This window comes from Flavobacterium sp. HBTb2-11-1 (assembly GCF_009826975.1).
Taxonomy (GTDB): Bacteria; Bacteroidota; Bacteroidia; order Flavobacteriales; family Flavobacteriaceae; genus Flavobacterium.
Genome location: NZ_WUMO01000003.1, coordinates 260,182 through 280,271 on the forward strand (window position 1 = coordinate 260,182; position 20,090 = coordinate 280,271).

Annotated in this window: 12 protein-coding genes; 5 read left to right on the forward strand and 7 right to left on the reverse strand. The window is 34.9% G+C overall.

The window, feature by feature from the left end:
- Positions 1–150: 150 nt before the first annotated feature.
- On the forward strand, positions 151–1,755 hold the full coding sequence (locus GR162_RS08320) for a Na+/H+ antiporter (RefSeq protein WP_160781749.1): 1,605 nt from the start codon (positions 151–153) through the stop codon (positions 1,753–1,755).
- A 171-nt stretch (positions 1,756–1,926) separates the two neighbouring features.
- Here the strand turns inward: GR162_RS08320 and GR162_RS08325 are convergent, their stop codons facing one another.
- Entirely contained in the window at positions 1,927–3,699 is a 1,773-nt protein-coding gene (locus GR162_RS08325; RefSeq protein ID WP_160781750.1) for a DNA mismatch repair protein, read from the reverse strand.
- Between the two features lie 60 nt (positions 3,700–3,759).
- Positions 3,760–4,593, reverse strand: a complete 834-nt coding sequence (locus tag GR162_RS08330) for a universal stress protein (protein WP_160781751.1) — start codon at positions 4,591–4,593, stop codon at positions 3,760–3,762.
- Positions 4,594–4,775: 182 nt separating this feature from the next.
- On the opposite strand from GR162_RS08330, the gene mnmE reads away from it, so the two are divergent.
- The 4 genes from mnmE (at position 4,776) to GR162_RS08350 (ending at position 8,046) form a co-directional block, all read left to right on the forward strand.
- Positions 4,776–6,176, forward strand: a complete 1,401-nt coding sequence (mnmE, locus tag GR162_RS08335; RefSeq protein WP_160781752.1) for a tRNA uridine-5-carboxymethylaminomethyl(34) synthesis GTPase MnmE — start codon at positions 4,776–4,778, stop codon at positions 6,174–6,176.
- Between the two features lie 243 nt (positions 6,177–6,419).
- Positions 6,420–6,689 (forward strand): hypothetical protein, encoded by a 270-nt coding sequence (locus GR162_RS08340; protein WP_160781753.1) that lies wholly within the window; start codon positions 6,420–6,422, stop codon positions 6,687–6,689.
- Positions 6,690–6,789: 100 nt separating this feature from the next.
- On the forward strand, positions 6,790–6,984 hold the full coding sequence (locus tag GR162_RS08345; protein WP_160781754.1) for a hypothetical protein: 195 nt from the start codon (positions 6,790–6,792) through the stop codon (positions 6,982–6,984).
- Between the two features lie 147 nt (positions 6,985–7,131).
- Positions 7,132–8,046, forward strand: coding sequence for a family 16 glycosylhydrolase (locus tag GR162_RS08350; RefSeq protein WP_160781755.1), 915 nt, complete (start codon positions 7,132–7,134; stop codon positions 8,044–8,046).
- Positions 8,047–8,159: 113 nt separating this feature from the next.
- Here the strand turns inward: GR162_RS08350 and GR162_RS08355 are convergent, their stop codons facing one another.
- From GR162_RS08355 to GR162_RS08375, 5 genes are all read right to left on the reverse strand, one after another.
- Positions 8,160–9,548 carry an endo-1,4-beta-xylanase gene (locus tag GR162_RS08355; protein ID WP_160781756.1) on the reverse strand — a complete coding sequence of 463 codons (1,389 nt, stop codon included), beginning with the start codon at positions 9,546–9,548 and terminating at the stop codon, positions 8,160–8,162.
- 117 nt (positions 9,549–9,665) lie between these two features.
- The gene (locus GR162_RS08360; RefSeq protein ID WP_160781757.1) at positions 9,666–10,769 is read right to left on the reverse strand and encodes a CIA30 family protein; all 1,104 of its coding nucleotides are present in this window, start codon (positions 10,767–10,769) and stop codon (positions 9,666–9,668) included.
- 3 nt (positions 10,770–10,772) lie between these two features.
- Positions 10,773–12,299, reverse strand: coding sequence for a RagB/SusD family nutrient uptake outer membrane protein (locus tag GR162_RS08365; protein WP_160781758.1), 1,527 nt, complete (start codon positions 12,297–12,299; stop codon positions 10,773–10,775).
- A gap of 58 nt (positions 12,300–12,357) precedes the next feature.
- On the reverse strand, positions 12,358–15,456 hold the full coding sequence (locus GR162_RS08370) for a TonB-dependent receptor (protein ID WP_160781759.1): 3,099 nt from the start codon (positions 15,454–15,456) through the stop codon (positions 12,358–12,360).
- A 451-nt stretch (positions 15,457–15,907) separates the two neighbouring features.
- Entirely contained in the window at positions 15,908–20,032 is a 4,125-nt protein-coding gene (locus tag GR162_RS08375; RefSeq protein ID WP_160781760.1) for a two-component regulator propeller domain-containing protein, read from the reverse strand.
- Positions 20,033–20,090 lie beyond the last annotated feature (58 nt).

A 20,090-nucleotide genomic window follows, 5' to 3' on the forward strand; every position in this document is an offset into this window, starting at 1 on the left:
CAAATCTAAAGCGGTTTAAAAGTAAAAAGTTTGATATAAGTCAATAAATTGAAGTTCTATTTTTTTAATCTTAATCTAATTTAGTTGTTATAAAATCTTAATTTAGTGCCCAAATTCCATAAACCAAAAATCAATAAATACCGCGAATAAATGGAGAATATTACCGTAATCATCATGCTGCTTTTCGGTGTAGCTTTTCTTAGTCTTGTTAGTAAAAGATATAATTTTCCAATTCCGATTGTTTTGGTTTTATGTGGCGTTGTAATTAGTATTTTTCCTGGACTTCCTGTAATTGCTTTGAGTCCAGAAATTGTATTTATTATATTCTTACCGCCGCTTTTGTATCACGCCGCGTGGCACACCAGTTGGTCCGACTTTAAGCAATCGATTCGGCCTATAACTTTTGCTGCTGTAGGTTTGGTCTTTTTTACGACAGGTTTAGTTGCTGTATTTGCGCACTGGCTTATTGATGATATGTCTTGGCCGTTAGCTTTTTTGCTTGGCGCTATTGTTTCGCCTCCTGATGCAGTTTCGGCAACAGCCATTACAAAAGGCTTGGGGCTTAATCCGAGATTAATTGCAATTCTGGAAGGGGAAAGTTTGGTAAACGATGCTAGTGGTCTTGTAGCGTACAAATATGCCCTTACGGCAATTACAGCGGGAAATTTTGTTCTATGGCAAGCGGGATTAAATTTTGTACTCATGTCGGCTCTTGGTATAGCAATAGGTCTGACTGTTGGTTACATCATGTTCTACATTCATAAAAGATTTGTTTGCGATGATATTATCGAGGTGACATTGACACTCTTAACACCATTTGCCTCTTATCTGCTGGCAGAGCATTTTGAAGGCTCAGGAGTTTTGGCTGTGGTGACTACAGGCCTTTTTCTGGCGGCGAGATCAGGAACAATCTTTTCTCACGAAAGCCGAATTATGTCGAATACGATTTGGGATGTTTTAAATAATATTCTTAATGGTTTAATTTTTATCTTAATCGGACTTCAATTGAGGCAGATTATCGCAGGAATTAGCAATTATTCTGGCAATTCATTATTTATCTGGGGAGCCGTGATAAGTATCGTAGTGATTTTGGTTCGTTTTTTATGGGTTGTTCCTGCAACGATGATTCCGAGAATGATTAGTAAAAGGATTCGTGAAAAAGAAGCTTTTGACTATCGAAACATGATTATTTTTGGCTGGTCTGGAATGCGCGGAGTCGTTTCTATGGCTGCTGCGTTGGCGCTTCCACTGATGTTGAATAAAACAGAAGCATTTCCACTTCGAAATTTAATTATATATTTAGTTTTCTGTGTTATTCTGTCGACTTTAGTTATACAAGGTCTTACACTTCCGTGGTTGATTAAAAAACTGAAAATCGAGCGTTATTCGATACTTGCGGAAGAATATAATGTTCGAAATGTGATTGTTTCTGAAACTATTGCGCATATAGAAGATAATTTCTCATTGCTGAATGACGAACTGTTGCATAACATTAAAAGCAAATATGAAGTAAAATTCAACCGTCTTCAAAAAACTGAACTTCCTGCTAACTTCTTTGGAAACGGAAAACTTCTTGGCGGTGAAATTTTTAATGATTTCACTAAAATTCAAATCGATTTGCTGAATGTAGAACGGGCAAAACTAGAATCAATGCATAAATCAGGTTCTGTAAACGAAGAAATCTTCCGTAAAATAGAAAAAGAATTAGATCTAGAAGAAACTCGTTTGTGGATGGAAATGTACGAAGAGAATTAATTTTTTAAAACTCCAATTTTTTAAATTCCAAATTCCAAAGAATAAGAACTATTAGAGCTTTGTCACAAAGTTTAAAACTTTGACAAAGCTTTTTCTACATCTCACATCTTACGTCACAACATCACACATTTTACATCTCACAATTCACCTTTTACCATTTACAATTCACAATTAGATGACGTTCATTTTCTGCATCAAGAATGTAGCGCTTTTATTTTTACAGATTCCATTTCTTAGTTTGTAATCGAAATGCAGTTCGTTATTTTGAATTTCAACTTCAAAACATTGATTGGTTAAAATTTCGGGATATTCATTTGTGGTCAGACAAACTTCTATGTCGTGAGTGGCAATTGCTCCGATTGCTTTTTTAGAAATTATCTTTTTCACTACTTCAATTGTTCCATTTCTTTTATCGTCGGAGTTTGTGCCCCTTAAAATCTCATCCAATAAAACAAAAGCAGGCTGATTTTCAAGCGCATCCATGATCTGCTTTAAACGTTTAATTTCAGCAAAAAAGTAAGATTCAGAATCCGACAAGGAATCTGATAATCGCATTGAAACTAAAACTGGAAGCGGATGGACTTTAGCTTCTGATGCACAAACAACTGAACCTATTCCGCTAAGCACCATATTGATTCCTAAACTTCTCAAAAACGTACTTTTCCCAGACATATTAGATCCTGTCAAAATCACAAAAGATTGTGGGAAAAATTGAGTATCATTTCCAATTCTTGTTGCTGGATTGAGTAAAGGGTGACTTAAATTTTTAAACTCAATTTTATAGTCAGAATTAATTTCAGGGAAAACAAAATCTTCATTATTGTAGGCTAAATTAGCTAAACTATTTAAAGCTTCGATTTCGCCTATAATTGTAATCCAATGGTTTATTTCTGATGCATAATCTTCTTTCCATTTTAAAAGCGCTCTTAAAACATGAAGATTGAATAGGAATGTTCCGTTGAATAAAGTGGCTGTCACAAAGTTGTTTATCGTATCCATTCTTGAGAACAACTCAGAAAGCTGTTTTAAATGCTGGCTAGCTTTTGCATTCTTAAAATTCAATTGTTCTTGTAAATGAATGAGTTTTTTGGAATGGAAAGATTCACGTTCAATTTTTTCAATCAATAAACTGTATTGCTTTATGATTTTGTCAACATTATCAGCTTTTGCAATTTCCGATTGAATTCTTTTTACAGCTCTTCCTAAGACAATTAAGTTAGCAATAAAAATGTACGTTAAATAAGAAAGTATAATAGTTTTTGTTGTAATAAAATACGCAACCAAAAACCCCAAAAAAGTTACCGGAAGAATAAATGATAATGCAATTAAAACTTTAGGTAATGAATTGTTTTTAAAAGAAATCCAATGCTTTATGGCTTCATAAGATGCTCTAGAATCTTCACTAATGATTGCCAAAGCTTGAAATTCTTGCCTCCAATCCATTTTACTTTTCAATTCGTTGACAGCCTCTTGATTTTCTAAAATCTCAGCTTCAGGAAGTGCATGGAGCAAGAGCTCGGCAAGCGTTTTTTTACCGATAAAAGAAGCTGTCCGGTTGATATTTTGAAATAAAGAATGTTCTCCAAAAATATCCAAATCGTAAGCATAGGGATGATGAAAATCGATAAATTCTGCTCCGTTCTCAAAAGGCGTTTTTTCTCGTTTTAAAAAAGCAATTTCATTCTGATTGATTTTTAGCAGTGTTTGAACCAGCAATTTTTGATATGAAACTTTCGAATGTAATTTCATTAAAAAAATAAAACCAGCAAAAGATAAAACAGCTAGAATAACATAAAGTATTTGATCTGTTTTGATGTAGTAAAACATAAAAAACAAGAATAGTGCAATACTTAGGAGCCTCAAAAGGCTTATGCTGTTGTATTTTTTGTTGGTCTTATTATAGAGTTCTGTGTATTTTGCAACGTTGTCTGGATATGCTTTCATTCTATTATTTTGCTTGAATACAAATATAGCTTTTAAGTCATAAAATCATCAACATTGTTATTAATCTTCGTGCATAACCAAAATCGGAATAGGAACTTCCTTGGCTATTTTTTTTGAAAAGCTAGAATCAAATAGGCTCTCAAAGAAAGAGCGTTTGTGTGTTATAGTAGTCAGAATGTCAATGTCTTTATACAGCACAAAATCAAGGATGGTTTCTTTTACATCATCACTTGGCAGAACTAAAAATTCAACATTTTCTCCAGCGAATTCTTTTTCAAATTCTTTTCTGGTTTCTTCTGTAACATCAGAATTAGATGTTTTTACATATAAGCTTTTAACCTTAGCATCAGTCTTTTTGGCAATCTTCAAGACTTTTTTCAGTTCTTTTTTGTCTTTATCTCTGTAGCGTGTGGTAAAGCCAATTGTTTTTACCTTTTTGAATTTAGCATCGATAGGAATGCATAAAACCGGAACTTCAACCCCTGAAATTACAGATTCCGTATTTGATCCCGTAAAGAATTTCGTCCAATCAGAAACGCTGTTCGTTCCCATAATAACAAAATCGATGCTGTCTTCTTCGACTGCATTTTTAAGATTATAAATTAGGTCACCATCCATTAGGCGGTGTTTGATCACAATATCTTCTAAATTGCGTTCAGCGGCAATAGTTCGCAGTTTCGGAATTTCATCCTTAAACATTTCAAATTTTGCTAGTTCGATTGAACTGTATATAGAAGCATAATTCTCTGGAAAAAACTGGCTGTCGTAAACAGGAATCTCGAATGTATGAAGTAAGATTAATTCGGCGTTTACCACTTTAGCAAATTCTAAAGCATGGACAAATGCATTGGTAGCCGCATCAGAGAAATCGGTTGGGAATAATATCTTTTTCATCGTATGTAAGATTAAAGTTTGTCTCTCAAATTTACTCATTCTGCAAAGAAAACAACCTGATATTTATCAGTATTTTAACAATTAATAATTTATTAATCTTAATTAATTTGAAGATTTTCTTGTTTGCATGCAGCCGCATTAACACAGAAAAGAAATTGAGCGTTTTTTTATACCTTTGCAGCATGATAAATCAAGATTCTATAGTTGCTTTGGCTACGCCTTCGGGAGCTGGAGCTATCGCCATAATTCGTATTTCTGGTGCCGATGCCATTACCATTGGCAATTCGGTTTTTAAATCTATTAAGAACAAAGATTTAACCAAACAGAAAACGCATACGCTTCACTTGGGACATATTGTAGACGGTAGTAAAACACTAGACGAAGTGCTGGTTTCTGTTTTTAAAGGTCCAAACTCTTACACGGGTGAAGACACAATTGAAATTTCTTGTCATGGATCGACTTATATCCAACAGCAGATCATTCAGTTATTGCTTCGAAATGGCTGTAGAATGGCAGATGCAGGTGAGTTTACATTGAGAGCTTTCTTAAATGGAAAATTGGATTTGTCTCAGGCAGAAGCCGTAGCTGATTTGATTTCGTCAGATAACGAAGCTTCTCACCAAATTGCGATGCAGCAAATGCGTGGTGGATTCAGTAATGAAATTGCAAAACTGAGAGAAGAACTTTTGAATTTTGCTTCTTTAATTGAATTGGAATTAGATTTTGCTGAAGAAGATGTAGAATTTGCAGACCGAACGCAATTTCATGAATTATTAAATAGAATTGAATTTGTTTTAAAACGTTTGATAGATTCGTTTGCAGTTGGAAATGTAATTAAAAACGGAATTCCAGTCGCAATTGTTGGCGAACCAAATGTTGGAAAATCAACTTTGTTAAATGCTTTATTAAACGAAGAGCGTGCAATCGTTTCTGACATTGCGGGAACTACGCGCGATACGATTGAAGATGAATTGGTAATTGGCGGTATCGGATTTAGATTTATTGACACTGCGGGAATTCGTGACACTAAAGATGTTGTAGAAAGCATAGGAATCAAGAAAACTTTTGAAAAAATTGATCAGGCACAGGTTGTAATTTATTTGTTTGATGGATTGAAATTCCAAACTTCAAGTTCAGAATTCGTAAACGAAATTGAGCAGATTAAGAACAAATATCCGCTAAAACCGCTAATTATTGTGGTGAATAAAAAAGATATTTTATCTGCAGATGAAGTAGCAAATATTACGAATCAGTTACAAAACCTAAATGCGAAACTATTATTGATTTCTGCGAAAGAGAGAATAGGGGTAGAGGATTTAAAAAATGAATTATTGACTTTTGTAAATACAGGGGCACTCCGTAATAATGAAACGATTGTAACTAATACTAGACATTATGATTCGTTATTAAAAGCTTTAGATGAGATTCAGAAAGTGAAATTTGGTTTAGAGTCAGGTCTTTCAAGCGATCTTATGGCACTAGATATTCGCGAAGCTCTGTATCAATTCGGATTGATTACAGGTCAAGTTTCTAATGATGAGTTGTTGGGGAATATCTTCGCCAATTTCTGCATCGGCAAGTAGAAGGAACAAAGAAACGCAAAATAAAAATAAGTCAAGGGCTATGATGTTATGGACATTTTAGCCCTTTTTTCAATCATTTCTTTAGAGTAATTGAATGTTGCTTTATACTTGTATGGTATTGAATTTGTTAAACTTAAAGTTAGGATTTTTACAACCATTTTGTAATATATTGTTTTAAAAAATAAAACAAATGGACAAATAGAAGTTCTAAAATGGATTGATGGACTGGACAATCCGCAAGGAATGGCTTTATTTAAAAATAAACTGTTTGTGGCTGATATTAATAAAGTTTTGCAAATAAATACCAATACGTCTAAAATAGAAAAAGTATATAAAGTGGATTCTGCAAAATTTTTCAACGATGTTACATCAGATGCCAACGGAGACATTTACATATCGGATTGTTTTGATAATAAAATCTATAAAATATCTGATGGAGAAATAAAGGTATGGCTTGAATCTGATTTTCTTTCTATGCCAATGGATTATTATGCAGAAAAGATGAAGTTTTAGTGTTGAATATGAAAAGCCGAACTGCTTTTGGGGTTAATAAATCGACAGGTAAGGCTTATGAAGTTTTTTAATGGAATTGATAATTTAGGTATCTCCAGTGATGGGTAACGGGTTAATAGTCTCTGGAGCATGGCAGGGACAAGTGTTTTGCATTGATTCAAAAGAAAATAAAAAACTCATTATTGATTTGGGAAAAGAAAAGATTGCTGCCGCAGATATTGAATATATCAAAGAAAAAAAGCTATTGATAGTGCCAACTTTAAATAAGACTGTAATCGGATATCATTTGGAGTAAAATTATTTTTATTGCAAGCTGTATCTCACACAACAGTGAAAATACAACATATATGGCATTAACTGCCTCAAATGTGGCATTCTGTTTTTTTATATAAAGTTACTTTTAGTCCTTAATAGAAACTAAATAATAACTAAAAAACATTTCATGAAAAAATTAAGTCAGGTTGCCTTAATGCTAACATGTGCTGTTGGATTTTCTTCTTGTTTTGAAAATTCAGGCACAGAGAAAAAACAGGATGAGATAAATGCAAACACCAAGATTAATAAAGCCGCAGGATCTGATTGGATAAAACAATTTGAAGACACTTTTGGGACAGATATTTCGCTTTCAAAGTGGACAAAAGTGCAACGTACGGACTATAATTCTAAATATTGCGATTACAAAAGTTCGGTGCCTTCAGTGCAATCTAGAGACGGAAAAGGATGTCTAGAAATTAAAACAACTAAGCTCAGCGCAACCAAATACCAGTCAGGACTTGTGAAGTCGCTTTATGAGTACACGCCTGAAAATAATACCGAATACAGATTGTCTGCCACGATAAAACTGCTGGCAATGGATGGAGCCAATTATAAGTCATTTACGCAAACATATGGCGCATGGCCGGCCTTCTGGACAGTTCAGGAAGATGGATGGCCTACATATGGCGAAATTGATATTATGGAAGGCTATTCTTTTGCTCCAAATGCTTCCCGATTTGCCTCTAATCTTTTTTACGGAACAGTTGTAGGAAAAAATCAATTGGGAAATCTGGCAGAAAGGCAATATCCAGGAAGTTTTAATATTGATGGAAACAATGGATGGCATTTATATGAATGTTTTATAAGAATGAAAGATAATGCGATAACCATAACAATAAAAATTGATGACACTATTGTTGCAGCTTACGCAAACAGCGGCGTATCAAAATTGAATTTGAATAATTTCAAAAAGCATAATATTGTTTTAAATATGAATGTCGGGTCAAATGACTCCAGTTTTATAAATCCTGATAAAATAAATTTGTTTACAACTGCAATCATGTGGGTAGATCAAGTTTCGGTCTATAAAAGAGCGCTATAATAACCCTGCCGTTTTTCATATTGCTGCTAACAAAAAACACCACTCCGTTATGAGTGGTGTTTTTTTTTGGGGCAGATGGCTGCCGATCTAATTCAAATTTGTTTTTTTTTGATTTAATGTAAACCTTCTAAAAATCCGGTGTGTGAGCTTTTAACCGCAAAATTAGAATCGTACAATAAAGGCCAGTCATTGCCTGGGTGATTCAGTTCAGTGCTGAACGGAATCCATGATTCATTATCTCTCATTCCCCAAATTGTCAAAGCGTATTTGTTTGCTGCTGGAAGAGCATTATAGAGTTGCACCATCTCTTTATATTTTGCTTTTTGAGCCAATCTTCTTTCATTTGTAAAAGTCGAAATATCATTAAACTGGTTTACCTGTATATCCAATTCTGAAACATGAATTTTTAAGCCTTTTGCTACTGCTTTGTTAAGATCTGCTTCTATTTGTGCTTTAGTTGGACTTAAATAGGTATTGTGCATCTGAAAACCAACACCGTCAATTACTTTAGCTGTTTTTAAATCATCCAGTAAACCAAAAACTTTGTCTTGTTTTGCTGTATTAGTTGAGGTAGCGTAATCATTATAGAATAATAATAAAGAAGCATCACCAGCAGCAACAGCGGCATTTCTTGCCCATTGAAAACAGTCTTTAACATAATTTGGTCCCATTCGCTGCAAGAAAATAGTATTTCTCATGGCACCACTGTCATCTACAGCTTCATTAACCACATCCCAAGATTTAACTTTGCCTGCATAATGTGTCACTACATCTGTAATGTATTTTTTTACTTCTGCAGCAAATTCGGCATCTGTACCAGAAAAATCTTTAAGCCATTGTGGTACTGCATTATGCCAAACTAGGGCATGGCCGTGTACGTTAATGTTATTGGCATTTCCATAGGCAACAATTTTGTCGGCTACTGTCCAGTTGTACACACCGCTTGCAGTTGAGATCTGATCCATTTTCATTTCATATTCGGCAGAAATGCTGCTGAATTCATTTTTTAGGATCACATCGTACGGACTTCCGCTTGTCAATTGTGAAGCTTTTATCGCCATACCAACAAAAAACGGATTGGCTAGTTTATTTACTTTTACCTTTAAAAAAGTGGGATCTTCAGGAATACCGCTTGAGCCTGTCGTAACAACACTAATTACATTTGAATAATCTGAAATCTGAGTTTCGTTTTTAGCTCTCACTCTGTAATAATATTGCGTTCCTCCAGTTAAACCTACTACGACTTCGTTTAAGTCAGTTACAGTTTTTGCATTATAGTTTGGCAGAATAGAGGTGAAATTTTCGTCGGTAGAAACATCTAAAAGATAACTTTTAGAATAGGAAACATAATTCCACTTTGCTTTAAAACCATGATCATTTACATCTTTTGGAGCATTGGCAACTGGCGTTTCTAGAGTTTCAACAGTTTCGTTCTCGTCTTTCGAGCATGCATTTAAAAAAAAGACGAGGCTGGCCAGCATTAATAAAAATTTACTTTTCATACTGTTTGTATTATGGACATTCTTTTTTCATAGAATGTCCTTATTTATAGTTATTTATTCGATTTAATAAAGAGGCCGTTTTACCGGCCTCTTTTTAAAGTTAAAATGCCAGATTAATTATTGATAGCGGATTTTAATATTATCAAATTTAATGGCACTAGGGTTAGGGGTATCTCCCTGAGCAATTCCAACTTTAATTTCGTTGATTTTAGATGGATTTAAATTTGCAGCTGTATTAGATCCAAAACCATAGTTGTCTTTAAAATCAGCAATTGATATAGTTTTTGTAGTCCAGTTTACATCCGTAATTTTAAAATTATAGCCATAATTTACTCCGTCAATAGTATTTAGCTGGATTGCAAATTGGGCGCCCGCAACATTTGCGCTTACGTCAATATCAATATAAGCTTTTGCAGCATCTGTATTGGAAGCGCTTAGGAAACTGGCTCCTCCGCCGCCACTGCTTCCGTTGTAGCCATTGGCAGTTGAACCTGCCCAAACCAATGTGGTGTAATTTCCAGTCGGGCCTCCAGCTGTACTGGTGTTGAAGCTTTCTACGTCTCCATAAGATGTCCAATCTTTTCTAGCACCATTTCCGTCAAAATCAGATACTAGAATAATTGTTGCAAAATCAATTGTCTTTTTTGCTGTTCCTCCTGGTGTAGTAATGGCAAGTTCTGATCCAGAAGCTGCATTTGCAGGTAAACCGATGATGATAGAAGATGACGATTTTACCGTATAGCTTACCTCTTTTCCTGCCAAGGTAATAGAGGAAATATTATAAAACCAAGTTCCTTCGATTTCTAACGGAAATCCTGGAGTTGCAACAGCAGGAGTTGTTTTGGTAATTGTAGGTACAGGCTGTAGAATCTCAATGTTTTTAGTAACAGAACCATTTGCAGTTGTAAAAGTAATAGGCTGCACACCAAATCTGCTTCCTAGTTTTTCATCAAAAGGAATAGTGAAAATAAACGATTTGTCTGAATTGTAATTAGGATTAAAAGCAATATTAATAGTATTATCGAGTGTAATCTTTTTTAATCCCGTTAAACCTTCTCCTTCAACTCTTACTTTATTGTTTGGAAAGGCCTGATTTAGTAAATCCCCTGGTTCGGCAACCATTGCATCTATGTTTGCGCTAGTTGCATCATCATTCTGGCAGGCTGTAAAAGAAGCCAGCACAAAAAGTAGTAGAATGCTATATTTTATTGTATTGATCATAGTTTAGTTATTAAAGTTAAAAGGAACCGGAGCTTCTAATAATGATGGATTGGTATCTATGGCAGACTGAGGCAATGGAAGTTCAAAATAATTGCTGCCAGGCGTTATTTTTCTTGAAACCAATTCTGTTCTGGCATCATCAGAATAAAAACCTACTTCCTGCTGCGAGATAATCGCAGTTGCTTCAGCCAGACCGCGGCGTTTTAAATCGAAGAAATATTGGCCTTCAAGAGCAAATTCAATTCTTCTCTCATTAAACAGCTCATCTCTTGTCAATACTGTTTTAATTGGTAATCCTGCTCTTTTTCTTACTTCATTAAAAGAGCTTAAAGCTGCAGCTGAAGTAGTGGAAGGTGCTCCAGCCATAATTGCCTCAGAATTCATCAATAAAATATCAGAATATCTTAAAATAATCGTGTTTTGAGAAGTTCTCATAAAGAATACATCGTTTCTTTCTGCAGCAGATCCTACTATATATTTTCTAAAATTAGCCGCCGTAGAAGAGTATATTTTTTTATAGGTAAAACCGCCTTGACTTTTTAATAATTCAGGGTAAAAATCGCCATCCGTCATGATTGTGCTTTTTTTTCTGATATCTTTTGGCTCAAATCCATTTTGTAAAGAAATAGAAGGAAGGTAAACTCCCCATCCGTCACCACCGCCTGTAATTCCTGTACCTCCCGGAACAATATACGCCTGATTAGTGTTTTGCGTTCCCCATTCTGTAGCAATAGCTTTCCATTGAAGAGCAAACATACTTTCTGCACTATTATTATTTTCCGGACTGCTGAACAGATTTTCGTATTCTTGAATTAAAGTATACTGATTTCCGATAATTTTCTGGGTTAAAGCTGCGCATTGGGTATATTCATTTAAAGTTAAATGCACTTTGGCTAAAATTCCCATTGCGGCATATTTAGTCACGTAACCTTTCTTTAATCCTTTTTCCGGTAAATTTTCTGCCGCGTATTCTAAATCCTGCTTGATGAATTTGTAAACATCTTCAACAAGATTTCTTTTTGGCTGTGCTGCAGAACCCGCTTTATTGATGATAGGCACAGCTCCAAAAGTCCTAACTAAATAGAAATAAGCATTTGCTCGCATGAATCTTGATATGGCAATAGCATTTTTATACGACGCTTCAGGAAGTTCGCTTTTTCTAGCTTCGACAAGACTCATTAAATTATTAGACTGATCGATAACGGAAAACAAGGCTACATATCCTTCTGTAAGAATCGGGTTTTGTGATGTTACCTGAGCATCTTTAAACTGTGCATAAGCACCGTCAAATGTAAAGGCGTTTCCGGCATACATGTCTCCTACAGCAATCAGGAATTTATCGTTAAAAGCAAACCAAGGCTTAAAGTACAAGCTCTCGGCAATTCCGTCAAAAGCGGTAACGCCTTCAGGCAGATCGCTTGGCGTTAATTGATTTTCAGATGGAGCATTCAAAAACTCATCTGAACAGGAAAATAAAGACAGCAATGGTATAAGCATTCCCATCAAAAAAAGTTTAAAAAGTTTTTTCATAACTATTTTTTTATATTAGTGATTATGAATCATTAAGTTAAATGTGTTTTTATAAAGCTTAGAATTCTAAATTTACCCCTATAGAAGTTATTCGTGGCACAGGATAACGCCCTAAGTCGATACCGCTCAGCGTTATATTCTGGTCTAGGTTTCCAAGAGCTGGATCAAATCCGGTATATTTTGCAAACGTGTACAAGTTTTGAACGTTTGCATACAATCTTACTTTAGATATAATAGAATTGTCGAAAATCTTATTTGGCAGATCATAGCTTAAAGAAACATTCTGGATTCTTAAATAAGAACCGTCTTCAACAAATCTGTTCGAAATTCTTCCGTTGCCATTTGGATCATTAAGCGTAATTCTTGGAACATCTGTATTTTCATTCACTCCAGGTTCAAAAGCCTGTATTGCCTGTGTGCTTACGTTTCCAAATCGGTCTCCAAAACCAGGATAAATGCCGTCAATATAATGGCGCGTAAAGTTGTAGATCTTGTTGCCTTGGCTTCCTGTTAAAGAAACCGAAAAATTGAAGTTTTTGTATCTAAGGTTATTCGTAATGGCATAGGTAAAATCTGGAATAGCATCTCCTATGGCTGTCTGGTCTTTACTGTCTATTTTTCCGTCACCATTAAGATCTTTAAATCGAATGTCTCCCACGCCTGTTCCTGCTTCTTGAATTGGTCCAGCTGCCAGTTCTGCGGCATTTTTAAACAAGCCATCTGTTACATAGCCATAAAATTGTCCTACTGGTTGTCCTTCGGTAGTTCTGGTAACATTGTATAAATCAAACTGCACTTTTCCCAACAATGATTTGCCCTGACCTTGAAAACGAGTCAATTCATTATTGTATTTTGAAAAAATGATCGTTGTATCCCAGTTAAAATTTTCTGTAACGATATTTCTTGTATTTAAAGTAAGCTCAATCCCTTTGGTTACAATTTCACCGGTATTCAAATAATAATTAAGCGCACTTTGATTGGATTCATCGTTGATTTGTTTGGTCAAGAAATCTGAAGAATTTTTAATGTAATAATCAAAATCTAATTTTACTCTGTTGTTAAGCATTGCCAGTTCAAAACCAGTATTGAAAGATTTAAGAGATTCCCATTTTATGTCTGGATTTCCTAAATTATCGATCGTTGGCGAAACCCCACCAAAAGGCGATGCTAGTAGCGATAAAATAGTTTGGTATCTGTTTGCCGGAATGTTTTGATTTCCTACAAGACCGTATCCAGCTTTTAATTTCAGATAATTGATGCTTTTTGACAAAGGCTCAAAGAATTTTTCGTTGCTCACTGTCCATCCTCCTGAAAATGAAGGGAAATATCCCCATTTGTGATTTGGTCCAAAGTTAGATGAAGCATCTGCTCTTAAAGAAGCAGAAAAAGAGTATCGGTCAGAAAAACTGTAATTTAATCTTGAAATATAAGAGGTCATAGACCAGCGTCCAGAACCGTTTCCGTTTAGGGCAGTGGCAATATCACCGATATTAAGATTGGTGAAATCTTTATTTAAGAAATCGCCTGTTCTGTAACCGCTTAAATATTCATAATAGCTTTCCTGTGCTTCCTGGCCTAGTAAAAAAGTAAAATTATGTTTCTCGTTTAGCGTTTTGTTATATGTCAAATAGTTTTTGATATTCCAGTAATAGCTCTGATCTTGCTGTTTGAACGATTTATTTAAAAGTTCAGTTACGTTTCCTAAAGTATATTTAGGCACAAAAGTGCTGTTTTTTGAGAAATTCAAATCGTATCCTAATTCTGATCGGAAAACCAATCCTTTTAAAATAGTAAAATCAGCAAATAGATTTCCATTGATTTTGAATCTTTCTGTAGTGGTATTATTGTATTCAGATAACGCAATTGGGTTAGTGGCTTCATTTGCCGATGATCCCAAACCAGATGTTGGTCCCGCATAAGAACCGTCTGCAGCTCTAACCGGCAATTCTGGAGACTGTCTTAAGGCGTTCATAACCAATCCACCTCTGTCATCATTTCTTACCACTTGCTGGGATGATTTGCTTATTGAGAGATTGTTACCAATTTTAAGCCAAGATTTTACATTAGAATCTACATTTAAACGCATTGCTAATCTGTTGAAATCTGAGTTTAAAACAATACCTTCCTGATCAAAATAATTTAAAGAAGTGTAAAAGCGTGTTCCATCTTTTTCTCCAGAGAAAGAAAGCTGGTGATTGTACATGGTTGCCGTTCTGAAAAGTTCATCCTGCCAGTTTGTGCCATTTCCAAGAAGATTAGGCTTTTGATATTGATACGGAACAGGCTCACCATTTAACTTGTAGATTTTTGCCTGATAAGCAGCATATTGAGGCAGGTTTAAAACATCAACCGTATTGTTTATCTGCTGTGTCCCTAAATAGGTCTCGTATGTAAATTTAGATTTTCCCTTTTTTCCTTTTTTAGTGGTAATCAAAACCACTCCATTTGCACCGCTTGAACCATATATCGCAGTTGCAGAGGCATCTTTTAAGATATCGATCGTTTCTATATCTGAAATATTCAATCCAGCCAAAGCAGAGTTTTTAGTCTGTCCGTTTCCTCCTCCTAGCGCGCTAAACGAAAAGGAATCATTGTTTTTGTCTGCAAAAACAGGAGTTCCGTCAATTACATATAAAGGCTCATTTCCATTAATAGAGGTAATTCCTCGAATCTGAACAGAGATTCCACCTCCTGGAGTACCAGAATTCTGCGTAACATTCACACCTGCGGCTTTACCAACAAGAGCTTGATCGATAGAGATAAATGGCTTATCTTGAATTTCAGAAGCTTTAATAGAAGATACTGCACCATTTATGTCTTTTCTTTTTGATGTTCCGTATCCGATAACGACCACTTCGTTTAATTTTTCCAGGTCGCTCACCATGACCACTTGCATATTCGGTTTAGCTTCAAGAATTAAATTTTTATATCCTATGTAACTAAAAAGCAGCATTGCTTTTGGTTCAACATTGTTCAATACGAAAGTACCGTCAAAATCGGTGACCGTTCCGTTTTTGGTTCCCTGTACTATTACACTAACACCCGGAAGACTGTTTCCTCCCGATGTTACTTTACCTTTAACAGTTTGAGCGAAGAAAAAATTTCCCCACAAGCATACTATTAAGCACAATAGTCTTTTCAATGTTTTTTTCTGCATAAAGTTTGGTTGTTTAGTTTAAATTGAAATAATTAGTAATTCGTTAAGTTTTAAAAAAATATTTAAAAATTTGGGTGTTTTGCCAAGAGATTGTTTTGAGTTAGAATGGCTAAACTTTTTTCTTAAATATTTCTTAACGAAAGTAGATTCTAGAGGTGTTGCATTGTAGCATAGATGATGCATATTGTGCAACAGATGATGCAAAAAGCACCTATAAAACCCTGTAAATGCTAAAATGAATCTCTGTAAGCATTAAAACAGTTGCTGAAGTATTGGTAATTTTTTAATCTAAAAAATATTGTTTGTTCAAAATATTAAGGTTTTATTTTTTATATGCTGATTTTTACCTGAAATTTAAAAGCTTGCATTTTGAAAAAAATCACTGACAGAAAAAAAGCTTCGGTTTAAACCGAAGCTCTTGCTGTTTAATATCCAAATTGTAGTTTGTTTTCTATTCTTTCGTTCTTTTTTCCTGAGTAGGCAAATGGCCGTATTTGATTTTATAGCATTTTGCAAAATAGGAGGGAGAAGTAAAACCAACTTTGAAGCTTATTTCGTTGATATTATTATTGCCCTGTTCGATCAGCTGTTTTGCTTTTTCTAATCGCACATTTCGGATAAATTCATTAACCGAAACACCTGTAAGCGTTTTTATTTTTCGATAGAGCTGGCTTCTGCTTAAAAAGATCTTAGAAGAAAGGAGTTCGACCGTTAGCTCAGGTTCGCTAATGTTTTCGTTGATATAATGCAGAATCTTTTGAATGAAATCATTATCAAGCGAGGTTGTTTTTTCTTTGCCTTGCTTGGTGATGCCGCTGTAAAATTTCTTAAACATGATCTGTCTGCTGGTAATAAGCTGCGCGAGACTCGATTTTAGAATATCCAGTTCAAAAGGTTTGCTTAAATACATATCGGCACCAGAATCGATACCTTCCAATCGGTCTTTTACCATTGCTTTGGCAGAAAGCATCAATAAAGGAATATGGCTTGTTTTTAAATCGCCTTTTATCTTTTTGCACAGTTCAAGTCCGTCCATGACTGGCATAATGACATCGGTTATGATTAAATCAGGCAATTTCTGTACAGCAAGGTCGTGACCTTTTTGGCCATTTTCTGCTGTAATTACTTTGTATGATTTGCCAAGTTCCTGTTTTAAATAATTTCTCAGTTCTGCATTGTCTTCTACAATTAGAACGGTATAGGCTTTTTGAGTTTCTGCTTCAGAATTGGATTCTATCTCATCTAGAACAGGTTCAGATATAAGTTCGTTTTTGCTCTCTATTTTATATTTCTCATCAATGATCTCACTTCCTTTATATAGCGAGCTGCCTAGCGGAAAAGTTATTTTAAAGCTTGTGCCTTGTCCAACTTGGCTTTCAACTTCAATTTTTCCTTTATGGAGTTCGACAAATTCCTTTACAACCTCCAAGCCGATTCCCGTGCTTCCGTAATATTCCTTATTGAGATTATTGACCTGATAGAAACGGTCAAAAATTTTATTCAAATCTTTTTTGCGTATTCCCGAGCCTGTATCTGCAATGGTTATTGAGAAAGAAGGAACTTTATTTCCGTCAATTATCAATGCATTTTCGGTTTCTGATGCGTTTATGGAAATATGGATCGAACCATTGTCTGGAGTAAATTTAAATGCGTTTGAAATAATATTAAACAGTATTTTTTCCAGCATTTTAGGATCTAGCCAATCTTCGAGCTCGTCTACAGCCGACTCAAAATTAACAGCAATGTTTCGGGCAGCGGCTTCTTCATAAAAGTAGCCTATAACGGCTTCTGTAAACGATACGATTTCAACTTTTTTGGCTTGAAGCGAAATTTTATTAAACTCCAATTTATTAAAATCCATAAGCTCATTAATAAGTCTGGAGAGCCTGTCAGAGCTTTTATGCACTATTTTTAGTTTATTGTGTATCTCTGGAGAGATTTTTTTGCTTTTTAAAATGTCTTCCAGCGGATTAATGATCAGTGTCAAAGGAGTTCTGAATTCATGCGAGATATTGGTGAAAAACTGCAGTTTTTTATTGTTTAATTTCTCCAATTGGATATTCTTTTCTTTTTCCAGAATTATGGCCTGCTTCGCTTTGAAACGGTTTTGATAGATCTTGTTAAGATACAGGATCAGGAAAATCAAAATAGAAGAATAGATCAAATAAGCCCAAATGGTTTTCCACCACGGAGGAAGCACTTTTATTTTCAGTTCTAATTGATTGCCGCTCCAAGTGCCGTCTGCGTTGGCTGATTTTACTTTAAAGATATAATTTCCCGGAGCTAAATTGGTGTAAGTTGCTGTTCTGTTATTTCCTACATAGTTCCAGTCTTTTTCAAAACCTTCCAGATAATAGGCGTATTGGTTTTTCTTAGAATAATTATAATTGATTCCCACATATTCGATTGTAAAAACAGACTGCGTGTAATTAAGCGTAATTTCTTTACTCTGTGAAATTACTTTGCTTAATGACGAGCCTTCTTCATTTGGCTTTACTGATTTATTGAATAATTTAAAATCACTGAAATAAAGGCGTGGGGCTTTTTCAGCTTTTTTAATTTCGTTCGGATTAAAATAATTTACGCCTTCATAACCTCCAAAATAAAGTTCTCCGTTCCCGTCTTTATAAACAGCATTGTTGTTAAAATCGTTATCAATAAGACCATCATCTTTATTAAAGTTGTTGCTTTTTCGGTTTTTAAGATCAAGTTTTGTAAGCCCAGAGCCACCGCTTAGCCATAAAGCGCCATTATTGTCTGAAATTATAGCACGAATTGATTTTTCGTCAAATCCAGGAAAATTATCATAATTGGAGAATGTCTTGTTTTTTTTATTGTAGCTAAATAAACCTTGAGTATCTGTTCCTATCCAAATGGTTTTATCATTAGATTCATAAATAGATAAAATAATCTGAATGCTATTGTTTTTATTAATGCCGCCAAACATGGCATCGCGCATTTTTGTGACCTTAAAGCCAGACTCGTCCTTTATATTGATCTGATATAATCCTAAGATAGTGCCGACCCACAAAACATTATCAGAATCCACAAAAACTTTACGGATAAAAGCATTATCGAGACCGTTTTTGACAAATGGCTCAGAATCGCAATGTACAAATGTGTTGTTTTTATTATCAAAATAATGCAGTCCTTTTATAAAAGTTCCGATCCAGATTCTGCCTTTTGAATCTTCTGAAAAACTAAAAATTCGATTTGATTTTAATCCAGGTGTATTTGCTGTATTATAGTTGACAAATCTGGAAGTTCCGTTTTTTAAAAAGTAGATGCCGCGGTCCCAGCTTCCAAGCCAGATGTTTTGCCTGCTGTCTATAAAAATGACTTGAATATCGACAGCATCTAAACCAGAGTAGTAACTTTGATTTGTTTTATTTACATGAATGAAGCTTTTATTGGCAAGGTTATATATGTCAAGTCCGCCTCCTTCGTTACTGATAAGCAGGTTTCCTTTTTTGTCTTTTGCAACCGAAGTGACATAACTTGTCTGTAGGGAATTTTCATTGTTAGCAAGCGATTCAAGAGAATTGAATTTATTATTTGGCTTGTCAAAAACGCCAAGTCCCTTATTGAAATATCCTAGCCACAATCTTTTTTCTCTGTCCTCGTACAAGGACCAAACCGAATTGGATTTTAAGCTGGCACTATTGTACTTGCTGTGCAGGTATTTTTTCAGCACTTCTCCCTTATAGTTCACAACCAGTAATCCGTCATTTTCAGTGCCGCAGACAATGTAACCCAAACTGCTTTGTACGATTGATAGGATCTTATTTTTGGTAATGGCATAGTTTTCAAACTGATAATTATCTGTTTCAGGCTTGATTTTTATGAGTCCGTTTTCGGTTGTGCCCATCCATAGGTATCCAAATTTATCTATAACAAGACTTTCAATGTCGTTAGTTAGAGGTTCTCGTTTAAATTTGTCTTTATAAATCTGTTTGGCTTTTCCATTGGCGTCAATTTCTAAAAGTCCGTAACTGGTTCCTAAATAAATAATTCCCTGTTTGTTTTTAACCGAGGATTTTATCAGAAAATTGGGCTTGTCCAGTACTTTTGAATGGACCAGAGAAGCTTTTAGAGTTTTTATGTTAAGTTTGAATAATCCAAAACCGTAAGCGCCTAAGTATAGATTGCCATTATTGTCTTCAATAATTGTTTTTATCGTAATGGGCTGCGTGTATCCCTGTGTTATGGCATCTTCAATATTGATTCGGGTAAAGTTGTCCAAATCTCTGTTATATAAGCATAAACCCTGATCGGTGCCCACCCAAAGATTATTTTTGGAATCGATAAACGTCGAATAAATAAAGTTGCTGTTTACCGAGCCGGGTTTGTTATCGTATTTATATCCGAAATAATTTACGCCATCGTATCTATACAGACCAGCACCGCTTGTACCGATCCATATAAAATCATTTTTATCCTGAATGATAGAAGAAACAGCTCGTTTTGAAGCAGTTTCTTGTATGCTCCTAAACTGGTAGCTGTCAAATTGGCCTTGAGAAAACAGCGAGTTTGAAATGGTTAAAAAGCATAAAAGGATATAAATTGTTTTTTTCATGTAGATGTAACGATATGCATTATTTGGTTTGTATAAGTGGATTTTTCAGGATATGGGA